Source organism: Streptomyces sp. CAU 1734 (genome assembly GCF_039888735.1).
In the GTDB taxonomy this organism is placed as follows: Bacteria; Actinomycetota; Actinomycetes; order Streptomycetales; family Streptomycetaceae; genus Streptomyces.
Genome location: NZ_JBDQQP010000009.1, coordinates 155,102 through 170,178 on the forward strand (window position 1 = coordinate 155,102; position 15,077 = coordinate 170,178).

14 protein-coding genes are annotated in these 15,077 nt (G+C 72.2%); 6 read left to right on the forward strand and 8 right to left on the reverse strand.

The features are described 5' to 3' along the window. Positions 1-106: 106 nt before the first annotated feature. From AAFN69_RS18810 to AAFN69_RS18840, 7 genes are all read right to left on the reverse strand, one after another. Positions 107-1,873 carry an ABC transporter ATP-binding protein gene (locus AAFN69_RS18810; protein WP_347729712.1) on the reverse strand — a complete coding sequence of 589 codons (1,767 nt, stop codon included), beginning with the start codon at positions 1,871-1,873 and terminating at the stop codon, positions 107-109. Further along, positions 1,870-2,859: an ABC transporter permease gene (locus tag AAFN69_RS18815; RefSeq protein WP_347729713.1), complete on the reverse strand. Its 990-nt coding sequence runs from the start codon at positions 2,857-2,859 to the stop codon at positions 1,870-1,872. The genes AAFN69_RS18810 and AAFN69_RS18815 overlap by 4 nt, the downstream gene beginning before the upstream one ends. Then, positions 2,856-3,794 carry an ABC transporter permease gene (locus AAFN69_RS18820; protein WP_347729914.1) on the reverse strand — a complete coding sequence of 313 codons (939 nt, stop codon included), beginning with the start codon at positions 3,792-3,794 and terminating at the stop codon, positions 2,856-2,858. Before AAFN69_RS18820 ends, AAFN69_RS18815 begins: the two co-directional genes overlap by 4 nt. 110 nt (positions 3,795-3,904) lie before the next feature. Then, positions 3,905-5,632 carry an ABC transporter substrate-binding protein gene (locus AAFN69_RS18825; RefSeq protein WP_347729714.1) on the reverse strand — a complete coding sequence of 576 codons (1,728 nt, stop codon included), beginning with the start codon at positions 5,630-5,632 and terminating at the stop codon, positions 3,905-3,907. 395 nt (positions 5,633-6,027) lie between these two features. Then, the gene (locus AAFN69_RS18830) at positions 6,028-6,123 is read right to left on the reverse strand and encodes an Ms4533A family Cys-rich leader peptide (protein ID WP_347729715.1); all 96 of its coding nucleotides are present in this window, start codon (positions 6,121-6,123) and stop codon (positions 6,028-6,030) included. Positions 6,124-6,252: 129 nt separating this feature from the next. Then, positions 6,253-7,536: a DUF3152 domain-containing protein gene (locus AAFN69_RS18835; protein WP_347729716.1), complete on the reverse strand. Its 1,284-nt coding sequence runs from the start codon at positions 7,534-7,536 to the stop codon at positions 6,253-6,255. Positions 7,537-7,692: 156 nt separating this feature from the next. Further along, positions 7,693-8,661, reverse strand: coding sequence for an alpha/beta hydrolase (locus tag AAFN69_RS18840; RefSeq protein WP_347729717.1), 969 nt, complete (start codon positions 8,659-8,661; stop codon positions 7,693-7,695). A 183-nt stretch (positions 8,662-8,844) separates the two neighbouring features. Here AAFN69_RS18840 and AAFN69_RS18845 point away from each other — a divergent pair, with 183 nt between their 5' ends. The 4 genes from AAFN69_RS18845 (at position 8,845) to AAFN69_RS18860 (ending at position 10,771) form a co-directional block, all read left to right on the forward strand. After that, positions 8,845-9,156: a hypothetical protein gene (locus tag AAFN69_RS18845; RefSeq protein WP_347729936.1), complete on the forward strand. Its 312-nt coding sequence runs from the start codon at positions 8,845-8,847 to the stop codon at positions 9,154-9,156. Between the two features lie 145 nt (positions 9,157-9,301). Further along, the gene (locus tag AAFN69_RS18850; RefSeq protein WP_347729718.1) at positions 9,302-9,955 is read left to right on the forward strand and encodes a TetR/AcrR family transcriptional regulator; all 654 of its coding nucleotides are present in this window, start codon (positions 9,302-9,304) and stop codon (positions 9,953-9,955) included. A 140-nt stretch (positions 9,956-10,095) separates the two neighbouring features. Next, entirely contained in the window at positions 10,096-10,323 is a 228-nt protein-coding gene (locus AAFN69_RS18855) for a DUF3107 domain-containing protein (protein WP_347729719.1), read from the forward strand. Positions 10,324-10,501: 178 nt separating this feature from the next. After that, positions 10,502-10,771, forward strand: a complete 270-nt coding sequence (locus AAFN69_RS18860) for a hypothetical protein (RefSeq protein ID WP_347729720.1) — start codon at positions 10,502-10,504, stop codon at positions 10,769-10,771. A gap of 48 nt (positions 10,772-10,819) precedes the next feature. Here the strand turns inward: AAFN69_RS18860 and AAFN69_RS18865 are convergent, their stop codons facing one another. Continuing rightward, the gene (locus AAFN69_RS18865; protein WP_347729721.1) at positions 10,820-11,581 is read right to left on the reverse strand and encodes a ferritin-like fold-containing protein; all 762 of its coding nucleotides are present in this window, start codon (positions 11,579-11,581) and stop codon (positions 10,820-10,822) included. A 573-nt stretch (positions 11,582-12,154) separates the two neighbouring features. Here AAFN69_RS18865 and AAFN69_RS18870 point away from each other — a divergent pair. Together AAFN69_RS18870 and AAFN69_RS18875 are read left to right on the forward strand one after the other, a co-directional pair. Continuing rightward, positions 12,155-14,074 carry a DEAD/DEAH box helicase gene (locus AAFN69_RS18870; protein WP_347729722.1) on the forward strand — a complete coding sequence of 640 codons (1,920 nt, stop codon included), beginning with the start codon at positions 12,155-12,157 and terminating at the stop codon, positions 14,072-14,074. Positions 14,075-14,206: 132 nt separating this feature from the next. Continuing rightward, entirely contained in the window at positions 14,207-15,073 is an 867-nt protein-coding gene (locus AAFN69_RS18875) for an alpha/beta hydrolase (protein WP_347729723.1), read from the forward strand. The last annotated feature ends 4 nt before the right edge of the window (positions 15,074-15,077 follow it).

A 15,077-nucleotide genomic window follows, 5' to 3' on the forward strand; every position in this document is an offset into this window, starting at 1 on the left:
GTGCGGCGGACGGTTGTCCGCCGCACCACCGGAAGGGGTGAATGCACGTAACTTTCGCCCCCTCACCGCGTTTCGTCGCGCTAAAGAGGCTTTTGGTCACTGAGGGTCAGGCAGCGGCCCATTCCCGGCGCTCGGCGCGCCTGATCCGGGCGAGCTCGGGATCGAGGGTGGGGACGGCGGCGAGGAGCTGCCGGGTGTACGGGTCCCGGGGGGCGCCGTACACCTCGCGCACCGGCCCCTGTTCCACGATCCGGCCCCCGCGCATCACCGCGACCCGGTCGCTGATCTGCCGGACGACGGCCAGGTCGTGGGCGATGAAGACCAGGGCGATGCCGAGTTCCCGCTGGAGCTCCCGCAGCAGGTCGACGACCTGCGCCTGGGTGGTGACGTCGAGCGCGGAGACCGGCTCGTCGCAGACCATGAGCCGGGGCTCGGCGACCAGCGCCCGGGCGATGCCCACGCGCTGGCGCTGTCCGCCGCTGAATTCGTGCGGATGGGCGCGGTACCGGTCGGGGTCGAGCCCGACCCGCTCCAGGGACTCCTGGACGCGTGCCCTGATCAGCCGCTCGTCGCGCACTCCGGTGGCCCGCAGCGGGTCGGCGATCGACTCCCCGATCGAGCGGCGCGGGTTGAGGGAGGCGACCGGGTCCTGGAAGACCATCTGGAGCCGGCTTCGGTGCGGGCGCAGCTCCCGCTCGGAGAGGGCGCCGATCTCCGCTCCGTCGAAGCGGATGGTGCCGGCGGTCGGGTCGAGCAGCCGGACCAGGAGACGGCCGAGGGTGGTCTTCCCGCTGCCGCTCTCGCCGACGACGCCGAGGGTGTCACCGGCGTGCAGGGTCAGGTCGGCGCCCTCCACCGCGACCACCCGGCCGCGCCCGCGCCCGAACTCGCGCCGCAGCCCGGAGACCTCCAGCAGCGGAATGCCCTCCTTGACAGCCGTGACGGTCGTGACAACCGGGGCAGCGGGGGCAGTCAGGGCAGCCGTGGCAGCCGGGGAATGACCCGGGGCCGGCACCCCGTGGCCCCCCGACCCCCTGTCGGCCGCCGCGACCCCGTGCCCCGCCGCGGCCGCGCCCCCCGCCCGCACCCCGTCCACCGTCGGCACCGCGGCCAGCAGCGCCCGGGTGTACGGCCGCGACGGCTTCGCCAGCACCTCCCCCACCGGCCCCCGCTCGATCTCCCGCCCGTCCTTCATCACCAGGATCTCGTCCACGCTCTCCGCCGCCACCCCCACATCGTGGGTGACCAGCAGCAGCCCCATCCCCGTCTCCTCCCGCAGCCCGTGCAGCAGATCGAGGATCTGCGCCTGCACGGTCACGTCCAGAGCGGTCGTCGGCTCGTCCGCGATCAGCAGCCGCGGTTCGCAGACCAGCGCCATCGCGATCAGCGCGCGCTGCCGCATCCCGCCGCTGAACTCGTGCGGCCTGGAGCGGGACCGCCGGGCCGCGTCCGGGATGCCGACCCGGTCCAGCACCTCGACGGCGCGCGCCCGGGCCGCCCGCCGGGAGACGGCGGTGTGCACCCGGTGCACCTCGGCGATCTGGTCGCCGATCGCGTAGTACGGATCCAGCGCCGAGAGCGGATCCTGGAAGACCATCGCCGCCACCGCGCCGCGCAGCTCCCGCAGCTCGCGCGGGCCGGCCGTGCCCACATCCGTGCCGCCGACCAGGACGGTCCCCGAGGTGTGCGCGCCGGTGCCGCGGTGCAGCCCCAGCAGGGCGCCGGCGACCGTGCTCTTGCCGCTGCCGGACTCGCCGACCAGGCCGAGCGCGGCCCCCGGTGCCAGCGAGAAGGAGACTCCGTCGACCGCGTGCACCGGGGCACCCGGGAATCGCACCGTGAGTCCGGTGACCTCCACCAGAGGCGTCGTCATGACAGCACCACCCTTCGGTCGGTGGCGGCATGGATCAGATCCGCGACCACATTCGCCAGCACCACCGCGGCGCCGATCACCAGCACCACACCCACCACCACGGGCAGGTCGATCACTTTCACCCCGTCGATCAGCGTCTTGCCCAGGCCCGGGATGCCGAAGAGCGATTCGGTGAGCACCGCACCGCCGAACATGGTGCCGAGGTCGAGCGCGCTGAGCGCGATCACCGGGGGCACGGCTCCCCGCAGGGCGTGGCGCCCGACGATGGCCCGCTCGCCGACCCCGTACGCCCGGAAAGTGCGGATGTGGTCCTCCGCCAGCGTCTCCAGGGTGGAGCTGCGGGTGAGCCGGGCGTACTTCGCCGATTCGAAGAGTCCGAGCGTCAGCCAGGGCAGCAGCATGTTCCACGCCCACTGCTCGGGGTCCTCGGTCAGCGGGACATAGGTCGGGAACGGCAGCCAGCGGAGCTGGGCGCAGACCACCATCAGCAGCAGCAGTCCGAGAATGAAGACCGGCATCCCGGTCGCCGCGAGGGTGAGCACGGTCAGCGCCCGCTCGGTGAGCCCGCCCCGGCGCAGCGCCGAGAGGAGTCCGGTGCCGACACCGACGAGCAGCCAGATCACCAGGGCGCCGAGGGCGAGCGAGGCGGTCGCCGGGAGCCGCTCCAGGATCAGCTCGGTGACCTGCTGATCGCTCTGGTAGGACAGGCCGAGGCAGGGCGCGTCGCAGTGCACCGTGCCCGTACCGGCGCTGTACTCGCGTCCGGCCACCAGGCCCTGGAGGAACTGTCCGTACTGGGTGAGGGCGGATTCGTTCAGTCCGATCCGCTCCCGGACCTGGTCGACCTGGGCCGGGGTGCAGCGTTCGCCGCAGGCGAGCTGGGCCGGGTCGCCGGGGAGCAGATAGAACAGCGCGTAGACCAGTACGGAGAGGGCGAACAGCACGAAGAACGCGCTGCCGAGCCGTTTGAGCAGAAAGCGTGTCACGCCTTTTCCTTCCGGGTGCCGACGCCCAGCCGGCTCGCCTGGCGCGGGTCGAGCGCGGTGCGGACCGCGTCCCCGAGGACGGTGAAGGCGAGCACGGTCACGAAGAGCAGTCCGGCCGGGAGCAGGACATACATCGGATCGGCGCGGAACCAGGTCTGTGCGGAGGAGAGCATCTGCCCCCAGGACGGTGTCGGGGGCTTGACGCCGACACCGAGGAAGGAGAGCGATGCCTCGACCACGATGTTCGTGGGGAGCAGGATCGCCGCGTAGGTGATCACGGGTGCGGCCAGGGACGGCAGCAGTTCGCGCCGGGCCACCCGCCCGGGGCGGTTTCCGGCGAGCCGGGCGGCGGCCACGAAGTCCAGCCGCTTGAGAGCGAGGGTCTGCGCCCGCACGATCCTGGAGGTGCCGCCCCAGCCGAGCGCGCCGATGACCAGGATCAGCAGCAGCGGGCGGGGGAAGCCGGGGGGTACGACGGCGGTGAGCGCGATGGCGAGCACCAGCATCGGGAGGGCGACCAGGACATCGGTGGTACGGCTGAGGAAGCCGTCCACCCACCGGTTGCCGAGGCCGGCGGCGAGGCCGACCGCCACGCCGATGGCGACCTGGAGCAGTGTGGCGCCGACGGCGACCAGCAGCGAGATCCGTGCCCCGTACAGCAGCCGGGCGAACAGATCGCGGCCGGTGCCCGGTTCGACACCGAGCCAGTGGTCGGCGCTCACCCCGCCGAAGGAGCCGATGGGGACCCCGCCGCGGGCGGAGTCGACCAGATGGTCGTGGTACGTGTTCGGGTCCTGGCCGGCCAGGGCGGTCAGCAGCGGGGCGGCGACGGCGAGGAGGACGAGCAGGGCGAGGACCCCGGCGGAGACCAGGGCGGCGGGGCGGCGGACGAGCCGCCGCAGCGCGCCGGCCGTCGGCACCGCGCCGGCGATCACCGGCACCCCGGCGGGGCCCCCTCCCGGGGCCCCGGCCGGGACCGCGGGCGGCGCACCCGGCACACGTCCGGATGCGTCACCCCCGGTGTTCACCGCGTCGTGCACGACACTCACTTGACCGAGACCTGCGAGATGTCGAGAACGCCGGTCCAGTCACTGATCACGATGTTCTTCACGTTCTTGCCGTACAGCCGCTTGTAGACGGGGTGGAACAGCGGCACGTCCAGGGCCTGCGCGCCGATCCTCTTGTCGAGCGCGCCCCAGCGGACGGCGGCGGCGTCCAGATCGGTCAGCTTGCTGATCTCGTCGATCTCCTTGTTGACCGCCGGGTCGTTCAGCTGGGCGTGGTTGTAGTTGGAGCCGTCCTTCACGATCTGCCGGCCGTCGAAGATCGGCGCGAGGAAGGGCGCTCCGGAGGGCCAGTCGGCGCCCCAGCGGGAGAGGAAGAAGCCGGGGCTGTTGGCGGCGCTCCAGCGGGCCTCGTTGAAGGCGTTGGGTTCGAGACCTTCGAGCTCGACCGTGATCCCGGCCTTCTTCAGTGCCTCCTGCACGGCGGTGGCGACCTCGGGGCTGGTCTGCCGGTTCTGCTCGGTGGAGTGGGTGAGGGTGATCTTCAGATTCTCCTTGCCGGCCTCCTTCAGCAGCTCCTTCGCCTTGGCCGGGTCGCCGGTCTTCCCGGCCGGGAAGTGGTCGTACGGCGTGTGGCCGAACGCCTTCTTCTCCGGCAGGAAGGTGGTGGCGGGCTCGGCGAGCGCGGAGCCGCCGGCCGCGTTGATGACACTGGTGCGGTTGATGGCGTACGAGATCGCCTGGCGCACCTTGATGTCGTCGAAGGGCTTCACCTTCGGGTTGAAGGCCAGATAGTTGATGTAGCCGAAGCGGCCGGTGCCGACGCGGGAGGCGAGTTCCTTGTCGTCCGCGACCCGGGCGAGCTCGGCGGGGCCGAGGTTGGTGTCGGTGGTGACGGCGGAGGCGTCGGCTCCGGAGCCGGTGGAGAGGCGCTGGTTGATCACCGCCGAGTCGAGCCCGGATCTGACGTCGATCCGGTCGGGGTACGCCTTGCGCTCGGCGTCGGTCTTCTCCGACCAGTGCGAGTTGCGCTCCAGGATCAGCCGCTTGCCGTCGCCCTCATTGCTGACGACCTTGTAGGGGCCGGAGGAGACGGGCCGCTCCTCGTACTTCGTGCCGGTGTCCTTGGCCTTGGGGACCGGGGCGAAGGACGTCTGGGTGGCGAGGAAGGGGAAGTCGCCCTGGGGCTTGCGCAGCTTGAAGACGATCGTCCGGGCGTCCGGGACCACGACGGAGGCCAGGCCCTCGCTGTCCTTGAACGGGCCCTGGTAGGCGTCGCCGCCGATCAGCCAGTCGCGGAGGAAGGGCGCGCCGCCGGAGAGCTCGGCGGCGAAGGAGCGCTCGATGCCGTACTTGATGTCGGCCGAGGTGATCGGGGTGCCGTCCTCGTACTTCAGCCCCTCCTTGAGGGTGTACGTCCACTCCGTGGCGTCCTGGTTGGGGCGGCCGGTGTCGGTGGCGAGGTCGGGGACGACCTCGGTGCCGGCCTGGCCGTCCTCGCGATTGCGGGTGGTGAGCGTGCGGAAGACGAGCGAGGGCACATTGCCGCCGCCGGAGGTGTAGAGGCGGGCGGGGTCGAAGTCGCTCTGCGGTTCGGAGTTCAGCACGGTGAGCGTGCCGCCCTTGGCGGGCTTGCCCTCGGCGGAGTCGGCGGCGCGGTCCTCGCTGTCACTGTCCTGCGGTCCGGCGCAGGCGGCGGCGCCCGAGACCACGGCGAGAGTGATGGCAGCCGCTGCCACACGGCGGGATATGAGGGACAGTTGACGCATCGGAAAAACCTCTCCAGTCGGGCAGATCAAGAAAATCGGAATTGTCTGCGCAGGCGACGGGAGCGAGACCGGGTGCCGGGGGAATCCCGGCCCCGGACTCGTGATCCGGTGTACTCGTGATCCGTGACCGTGAACCCGCGTCCCACGCATCGTGGGCGGCGGCCCGTGACCGGTGGCTGATGCACCGGCCCGGGGCGTCCGGACGGAATCCAGGAGGAACGGAAGGAATGCGATGGCCGCGCCTGCGGACGTGCGGAACGCCCGTGCGCGGCGATCGGCCGGAAGATCCGGCCAAGGGAAACCAGCCATGAGACATCGATCGCGGAAGACCTGATCAGAGGATTCTGACCGGGTGGGGCGATCGGGGATACGGCCGGTGCGCGCTCGGGCAGGCGTCAGCGACAGTGAATATCGGCCACGCTGTGCCCGGTCACGCCAATGAGCGCCAGCTCAAGAGCGGCGCGATCGGCGAGGGCGGCGTGGTGCGACATGCCGAGCAATATGTACGACCCCCTCGCCGATGTCAAAGCCCTTCCAGGCCGACTTGAGACGGCCGTCCCGGGAGACGGACACCCCGGGGAGGGTCCGCCCCGGGGGCCGGAGCGGGGCGGGCGGACGGGTCAACTCCCCGGGTGGGGCCAGGGATTGGGGCGGCACTGGATCCCGCCGATCTTCAGTGACTTCGTCTGTTGCTGCATCACCGGGGCGAGTGCGCCCTTCGTGGCGCAGTTCACATGACCGTGACCGAGGCGGTGGCCCACCTCATGGTTGATCAGCATCTGGCGGTAGGCATGCATGGCCCCGGGACCGTAGGTGTCCGAACCCCGCGCCCACCGGTAGGCATTGAGCACCACCCGGTCGGAGAAGGCGGCATCACAGCTGACATTGTCGACGGAGGTGTCGAGACCGGATTTCGCGCACCATGCGTGAGTGGTCATCGGACTGGCGAGCGTGATCACGAATCGCGGCTCCCCGGAGGAAATCCGCTCGAAAGTCATGGCGCCGTTGTGGGCCCAGCTCCGATTGTCATTGAGGGTGCGCTGAACGGCATCGGCGAAGAGTTTTCCGTCCATGCCGAGGCCCTTTTCGATATCCACTCGATAGCGGACCTTGCGGCCCTTGCCGGGCGCCTGGTCGAATCCGGGAACGGCTTCGAATTTCCCGTCGCCCTTCATTTTGGGATCGATCGAGAAACGGGCGGCCATCAGAGTCTCGTAGATGGGCGGCTCGGGGGGCGCGGCGGCGGGGGACGGCGGTTGCCGTTCGTCGGAGCGGGAGGCGGGGGCCTCCTCGTCGGCCCGGTCCCGGTCGCTGGTGGTCGTGCCGGTCCCGCCTCTGCGGTCCTCCGCGACCTGCCCGGCCACGACGACCGCGAGGACGGTGGTGACGGCCGCGGCGGCGATCCCGGTGAGGGTGCGGCCCTTGCCGCCCCGGCCGCCCTTCGCGGGGCTGCCGGGCTCCTCCGCACCAGGGCCGCGGTCCTCCCGGCCGCCGTCGCCGGGGGCGTCCGCGGGGGTCTGCGCGGGTGCGTCGTCGGGCCAGTCGGTGACCGAGGCATAGGGATCGGCGGGGCCCCCGGCGGTCTCCGCGCGCTGCCCCGGTATCCGGGGCCCGGCCGGCGCCGGGGCGGGCCCGCCCCGGCGGCGCGGCCCTCCACGGGGCGGCGCCGGCACGGGCGCACCGCCCCAGCCGCCGCCGGCCTCGTACTGCTCGGGATGGCCGCCCCGGGTGCGGGGGACGCCCTGCGCCGCGGCGGTGTGCTCGGCGGGCGCCTGCGGCGGGGCCGCGCTGTACGCGGCGTTGTGCGAGGCGTTGTGCGAGGCGGTGTTGTACGAGGCCGGCGCGTGGAAGCCGGTGCCGTACGGGGCGGGGGCGTGCGGCCCCGCGGCGTACGGGGGCGGCACGGCGCCCGGACCCCGGGCGCCCGCGGGCCCGGGGTTCCCCGGGGCAGGGGCGGCGGGTCGCTCCCGGCCGGTCTCCGCTGCCGGGGTACGGGGCGGTGCGTTCTCCGGGCCCTTGGGCGCGGGGCCTTTTCGGCTGTGTCGTCCCACGGGCTCCGCTCAGCTCCTACCGGTGTCGTCGAGTAGTTCCCGGACGGCCCGGGCGACCGTCTCGGGATACTCCATCATCGCCACGTGTCCGGCCTCCGGCAGGGTCAGCAGCCGCGAGTCCCGGAACGCCGCGGCGGCTCTGCCCGCCATCCGGTGGGAGACGAGCCGGTCGCGTCCGCCGTAGACCAGCAGGGTCGGCGCGAGCACCCGCTCCGCCTGTCGCCACAGTCCGTGTTGCCCGCCGAGCGTGTACGCGTCGACGATACCGCGCGCGGATCGGGTCATCGCGTCCCAGAAATAGGGGAGTTGACTGCGCCGCTCCATCTCCTCGACCGCGTGGCGGAGCGCTTCCTCGGAGACCCGGGAGGGATCTCCGTAACAGAGTGCTATCACACCCCTGGTCCGCCGCTCCGCCGTCCAGCCCTTGGTGGCGCGGCTGAAGAGCCGGGTGACCCCGGGGAGCGCGAGCAGTCCGGTGGGGACGGCGGTGCGCTGCACGCGGAGCTCGGGCAGGGCCGGGGAGACCAGGGTGAGGGTGCGCACCAGATCGGGCCGGACGGCCGCCACCCGGGTGCAGACCGCGCCGCCCAGGGAGTTGCCCATCAGATGGACGGGCCCCCGGCCCGCCGCGTCGAGATGGCGGATCACCGCGCGGGCGTGTCCGGTGATCGAGTAGTTGCCGTCGTCCGGCGGCGGGGAGTCCCCGAATCCGGGGAGATCGACCGCCTCGGCGTCCACCTCGTCCGCGAGCAGCTCCATCAGCGCCGACCAGTTCAGCGAGGAGCCGCCGAGGCCGTGAACGCAGAGCGCGGGCGGCAGCCCGGTGCGCGCCGGCGGCCTGGACCGGATGTTCAGGGTGAGTCCGGGGAGCGTGACGGAGCGCAATTCCTCCCCTTCGCCCACCCTGACGGCGGCGACCTTGGGGGCCGCCGCTGCGGCAGCGGCGGCGGGAATACCGGGCAGCTCGGTCGAAGACATGGCGGCAATGTTACGAGACGATCACACCGCAGTTCCTGTGTTCGGCATCACAGCCGCATAGCGCCACGATTCCGGAGCTCCTACGCTCTTAGGAAGAGCCCTTAACCGGGCCGTCCGGGTATCAGTCCCGGCACTCGGTGACATCGGGTGCCCGGACGCCTCCCAAGGGAAAGCGGTGCCGCCATGGCTGTCGATCCCGTCGATCCGGATGTCTCCGCCGAGACCGGCGCGCACCCTCGTCACAAGCGGAGTCCGCACGGGCCGGAGCGCCCGGCGCCCGCGGCCCCGCCGAGCGGGGACGGCGGAGCGGGCGGTCAGGAGCATGCCGCCGTCGACCGGGAGGTTCCCGAGGCCGACGCGGCCGAGCAGCGGGCGGAGGTGGTGGTTCCGGAACGTGACGATCCGCTGACGGACATCGATCCCGGAACGGCGAATGAGGCGGACGCCGTGGAGCAGTCACGGGTGGTGGTGACGGACGAGGACGACTACCGGTGACCTGTCCCTCTTTGCCCACGAATAGAGAGCTACCGCGACTGTCCGGTCCGTGAAATTCTGCGTCCGCGACGCGCACGCGGGGGTTACCCAAAAGTACGATGGCGGCGCTGCGCACAGCGCGCACGGAACACATTTGGGAGGCGGCGTGACAGCCATCGAGCAGACAGAGGCGGCGCGCCCGCGGGGCACGCGTCTGCCACGCCGAGCCCGCAGGAATCAGCTTCTGGGCGCCGCCCAGGAAGTTTTCGTGGCCCAGGGTTATCACTCGGCCGCGATGGACGACATCGCCGAGCGGGCGGGTGTCAGCAAGCCCGTGCTCTATCAGCACTTCCCCGGCAAGCTGGACCTCTATCTGGCCCTGCTCGACCAGCACTGCGAGGCACTGCTCCAGGCGGTGCGCACCGCGCTCGCCTCCACCACCGACAACAAACTGCGGGTGGCGGCCACCATGGACGCCTATTTCGCCTATGTGGAGGACGAGGGCGGCGCCTTCCGGCTGGTCTTCGAGTCGGATCTGACCAATGAGCCCGCGGTGCGCGAGCGGGTCGAGCGGGTGTCGCTCCAGTGCGCGGAGGCGATCTCCGATGTGATCGCCGAGGACACCGGGCTCTCCAAGGACGAGTCCATGCTGCTCGCCGTGGGGCTGGGCGGGGTCTCCCAGGTGGTCGCCCGCTACTGGCTCTCCAGTGAGTCCGCGATCCCGCGCGCGACCGCGGTGCAGCTTCTCACCTCGCTCGCCTGGCGGGGTATCGCCGGTTTCCCGCTGCACGGCGCGGAGCCGCAGGCCGACCAGGACTGACACGCCGGCGCCGGCGCATCACGCGCTGTTCGCTCCTGGCGTTCCCCGGGGCGACTGCGCGGCCCCTCCGCCCGGCTAATGTGTGCTGGGTACGGCGCGGCTGACCGCGCAACGCACTGACCGTTCGGAGGGACATAGCCGTGGAGGTCAAGATCGGGGTGCTGCACACGCCCCGGGAGATCGTTCTGGAGAGCGGGCAGTCCGCGGAGGACGTCGAGCGAGCCGTGGAGCAGGCGCTGGCCGGCAAGGAGCGGCTGCTCAGCCTCTCGGACGACAAGGGCCGCAGGATTCTGGTCCCGTCCGACCGGATCGCCTACGTCGAGATCGGCGAGCCCGCCACCCGGCGTGTGGGCTTCGGCGCGCTGTAGGACGCGAGCGGGACGAACAGCGATGTGGGCTGTACGGGGAGATCTTCCCGTACAGCCCACTCTCGTTTCCCGGGTTTCGCCTGGTGTTCACGCGTGCCGGAGGGTTGTTTCCGGCGGGCATCGGGTAGTACGGGCTGTAACCGATTCGCCCCCACCCGTGTTCGTGAGGTGATCAACAGTGCTGCTGGCAGCTCTCGGTTCAGTTCTGCTCGGGCTCGCCCTCGCCTGGGCCGCCGACCGTCATCTCTCCGCACGGCTCCCGGCGCGCCGTCTGGTCTTCGTCACCGGTCCGCTCGGCGCGCTCTTCGGGGCCTGGGTGACCCATGTGGCGCTCGGTCCCGGCCACACCGCCGGGACTCTCGTCGGGGCGGTACTGATCGGGGCGGTGCTGCTGTCGCTGCTGCTGCGGCCGACCGGGCACCGGCTCCGCCGGGCGTTCCCGTTCTGATCATCCCGCCGCGGCGGTGGGGGAGCCCCGGGCTCCCCCGCCGGATCGTCAGGCCGCCAGGCCCAGCGCCGCCATCCGCTTGGTGTGCGCCTTGGTGATCCGGGTGAACATCTCGCCGACCGCCGCCAGGTCGAAGCCGTCGGCCACCCCGCCGACCAGCATCGTGGAGAGCGCGTCCCGCTCGGCCACCACCCGCTGTGCCTGGGAGAGCGCCTCCCCCATCAGCCGCCGCGCCCACAGGGCGAGGCGTCCGCCCACCCGGGGGTCGGCCTCGATGGCGGCGCGCACCTTCTCCACCGCGAAGTTCCCGTGGCCGGTGTCGTCCAGGACCGCGAGCACCAGCGCCCGCGTGTCGGTGTCCAGCCGGGCCGCGACCTCACGGTAGAAGTCACTGGCGATCGAGTCTCCGACATACGCCTTGACCAGGCCCTCCAGCCAGTCGGACGGCGCGGTCTGGCGGTGGAAGTCGTCCAGCGGACGGGCGAAGGGCTCCATCGCGGCGGTGGGCTCGGCGTCGATCGCGGTGAGCCGGTCGCGCAGCCGCTCGAAGTGGTGGAATTCGGCGGAGGCCATCTTCGCCAGTTCCGCCTTGTCGCCCAGGGTCGGCGCGAGCTTCGCGTCCTCGGCCAGCCGTTCGAACGCGGCCAGCTCTCCGTAGGCGAGAGCGCCGAGAAGATCCACGACCGCCGCCCGGTACTGGGGGGCGGCGGAGGCGGCGGCCCAGTCCTGGGCCGCGATCCCGGTGGGTTCGTCGGTCGGGGCGGTCTCGGTGAGCTCAGCGGACTCAGCGGCGTTGTCAGGCGTCTCCATGAAGCGCACAATAGCCCGCCGCTCCCCCGCCGGAAGGGGCTGGTCAGCCGCGCCCTTTCCCCGTCGGGGGCGGTCCGGGAACCCGCCCGGACCCGGTTCCCGTCAAATCGCCCAACACAGATGCGCGAATCCGGGGTACAGTGGTAATGCGCCTGCTGAGCGTTTTCTTGATTCTCGGCGGGCGATCACACTGTTTGGAACCCCCTGTTTGACTGAGGGATTCATTCCTTCTGACCCCCATGTGGATGCCCGGTCGGTGACACGATCGGCTCCGAACCGACCGCCCTCCACGCGGACCGTGTGCCCCACGGCGTACGGCCGCAATACGAGGGGCCCCCTCAGCGGTAAGAGCGCTCGAGCGAAGGCAGTGGTCCCGCACCATCCGGCCAACCCACGGCCGGCCCGCTATTCCGGGTGCGGTACGACCCCCATCGTTCGCCTCAGGCCGCGTCTCACAGAAGAGGCAACACCCTGACTACGCAGCAAACCACTTTCCGGGATCTCGGGATCCTTCCCGAGACCGTCGAAGCACTCGAAGCCGTCGGCATTCTGAACCCGTTCCCCATTCAGGAGATGACGCTCCCCGTAGCGCTCTCCGGCAGTGATGTGATCGGCCAGGCCAAGACCGGCACCGGCAAGACCCTCGGTTTCGGTCTGCCCATCCTCGAACGCGTCACCGTCCCCGCGGACGTCGAAGCCGGCCGGGCCCGTCCCGACCAGCTCACCGACGCCCCGCAGGCCCTGGTCGTCGTCCCCACCCGCGAGCTGTGCACCCAGGTCACCAATGACCTGCTCACCGCCGGCAAGGTGCGGAATGTCCGGGTCCTCGCGATCTACGGCGGCCGTGCCTACGAGCCGCAGGTCGAAGCCCTGCGCAAGGGCGTCGATGTGATCGTCGGCACCCCGGGCCGGCTGCTGGACCTGGCCGGGCAGAAGAAGCTCGACCTCTCCAAGGTCCGGGTCCTCGTCCTCGACGAGGCCGATGAGATGCTCGACCTCGGCTTCCTGCCGGATGTCGAGAAGATCATCCAGCTGCTGCCGCCGCGCCGGCAGACCATGCTCTTCTCCGCGACCATGCCGGGCGCGGTGATCGGGCTCGCCCGCCGCTACATGTCGCAGCCCACCCACATCCGCGCCACCGCGCCGGACGACACGGGTGCGACGGTCGCCAACATCACCCAGCGCGTCTACCGCGCGCACTCCATGGACAAGCCCGAGCTGGTCTCGCGGATCCTCCAGGCCGACGGCCGCGGACTCGCGATGATCTTCTGCCGGACCAAGCGCACGGCGGCGGACATCGCCGACCAGCTCGCCCAGCGCGGCTTCGCCTCCGGCGCCGTCCACGGCGACCTGGGGCAGGGCGCGCGCGAGCAGGCCCTGCGCGCTTTCCGCAACGGCAAGGTCGACGTCCTCGTCTGCACCGATGTCGCCGCGCGCGGCATCGATGTCGAGGGTGTGACCCATGTCATCAACTACCAGTCGCCCGAGGACGAGAAGACCTATCTCCACCGAGTCGGCCGCACCGGCCGGGCCGGTGCCTCCGGTACCGCGGTCACCCTGGTCGACTGGGACGACATCCCGCGCTGGCAGCTGATCAACAAGGCGCTGGACCTCGGTTTCAGCGACCCGGTCGAGACATACTCCACCTCGCCGCACCTCTTCGAGGAGCTGGGCATTCCGGCCGGCACCAAGGGTGTGCTGCCGCGTGCCGAGCGCACGCGCGCCGGTCTGGCCGCGGAAGCGGTGGAGGATCTCGGCGAGACGGGCGGCCGGGGCCGCAAGTCCGCCGCGGGCGCCACCGCGGTGGAGGAGCGCCCCGCGCGCACCCGCACCCCGCGCCAGCGCCGCCGCACCCGCTCGGGCGAGCCCGCCGTCGTGTCGGAGACGCCGGCCGCGCCGGCGGAGTCCGCTGTGACCCCGGTCGCCCCGGACGCGTCGGAACCCCGCACTCCGCGCCGTCGCCGGCGCACCAGGACCGGCGCGCAGCCGGTCGTGGAGCAGCAGGCGGAGGCCGTGGTCACCCCGCTGCCCGAGGCCGCGCCCGAGGCGGAGGCCGAGGCCAGGCCCCGGCGCCGTCGCACCCGTGCGGTGAAGGCGGCGGACACCGTGGAGTCGGCCGAGTCCGCGGCGCCCGTGGCCGCGGCCGAGGCGGTGGCAGTCTCCGCGCCGGTCGCGGAGGCGGCCGAGCCCGTGGCCGCGGAGACCAAGCCCCGCCGGACCCGCACCCGCGCCCCCAAGGCCGAAGCGGTCGCGACCGAGGCCGTCGAGGCCGAGGTCAAGCCGCGCCGGACGCGTACCCGTGCGGTCAAGGCCGAAGCGGCCGAGACCGCCGAGACCGCCCCGGCGGCCGAGGCCGAGGCCAAGCCCCGTCGGACCCGCACCCGCGCGGTCAAGACGGCGGAGGCGGCACCCGCCGCCGAGGCCGTCGAGCCGGAGGCCAAGCCGCGCCGCCGCGCGCGTACGGTCAAGGCCGCGGACCTTCCCGAGGTCTGAGCCGGCCGCTCAGCCGTCTCTCCGATGGCCCGGTTCCCGCATCCGCGGGGGCCGGGCCATCGGCGTACCCCGGGGTCGCCCGGTGCCCGGGCCCCAGCGGCCCGGGCGGGCCCGCGGCGATAGCCTCGCGGTATGAGCCGTCCGCCCACCTTCATCCCGCCGTCCTGCGCCCGCCCCCTGGCGCTGCACACCCCGCGCGGCCGGTTCGCCACGCTCGACGCCCGGCCGCGGAACGGCGCGGCCAGGGGCACCGCACTCCTCGTCCCCGGATTCACGGGGAGCAAGGAGGACTTCATCGCGATGCTCGAACCGCTCACCGACGCCGGATACCGGGTCGTGGCGGTCGACGGGCGCGGGCAGTACGAGTCGCCCGGCACGGGCGAGTCCGGCGCGTATGAGCAGCGGGAGCTCGCCCAGGATCTGCTCGCCCAGGCCGAGGCCGTGGGCGACGGGCCGGTCCATCTTCTCGGGCACTCCCTCGGCGGCCTGATCAGCCGTGCCGCCGTACTCCTCGACGCCTCGCCCTTCCGGACCCTCACCCTGATGGCCTCGGGCCCGGCCCGGGTCACCGAGCTCCAGCGGCAGAAGATCCGGCTGCTGAGCGACGCGCTGGCCACGATGACCATGGCCGCGGTGTGGCAGGCCCTGACCGCGCTCGACCCGCCGGAGGACGCCGGGGCCGAGCGGGAGGCCGGGGCCGTCACCGGGGCCGATCTGGAACGCCGCTGGCTGCTCGGCGATCCCGTACAGCTGATCACCACCGGGCGTCAGCTCTCCACCGAGCCGGACCGGGTCGGTGAGCTGGCCGCCGTACAGCCGCTGCCCAAGCATGTGGTGCGGGGGGAGCGCGACGAGACCTGGCCCACCGCGCTGATGGACGAGATGGCCGAGCGCCTGGGTGCGCCGCGGACCGTCATCAGCGGGGCGGAGCACTCCCCCAACACCGACCGGCCGGGGGAGACAGCCGCCGCCGTGGCCGGATTCTGGGATCGGCACTGACCGC

What these genes read in the sequence shown, in the direction of transcription:
- AAFN69_RS18825 (WP_347729714.1), bottom strand. Translation starts at nt 5,632, where the DNA reads ATGCGTCAACTGTCCCTCATATCCCGCCGTGTGGCAGCGGCTGCCATC.
- AAFN69_RS18875 (WP_347729723.1), top strand. Translation starts at nt 14,207, where the DNA reads ATGAGCCGTCCGCCCACCTTCATCCCGCCGTCCTGCGCCCGCCCCCTG.
- AAFN69_RS18840 (WP_347729717.1), bottom strand. Translation starts at nt 8,661, where the DNA reads ATGTCTTCGACCGAGCTGCCCGGTATTCCCGCCGCCGCTGCCGCAGCG.
- AAFN69_RS18845 (WP_347729936.1), top strand. Translation starts at nt 8,845, where the DNA reads ATGGCTGTCGATCCCGTCGATCCGGATGTCTCCGCCGAGACCGGCGCG.
- AAFN69_RS18830 (WP_347729715.1), bottom strand. Translation starts at nt 6,123, where the DNA reads ATGTCGCACCACGCCGCCCTCGCCGATCGCGCCGCTCTTGAGCTGGCG.
- AAFN69_RS18865 (WP_347729721.1), bottom strand. Translation starts at nt 11,581, where the DNA reads ATGGAGACGCCTGACAACGCCGCTGAGTCCGCTGAGCTCACCGAGACC.
- AAFN69_RS18810 (WP_347729712.1), bottom strand. Translation starts at nt 1,873, where the DNA reads ATGACGACGCCTCTGGTGGAGGTCACCGGACTCACGGTGCGATTCCCG.
- AAFN69_RS18870 (WP_347729722.1), top strand. Translation starts at nt 12,155, where the DNA reads ATGACGCTCCCCGTAGCGCTCTCCGGCAGTGATGTGATCGGCCAGGCC.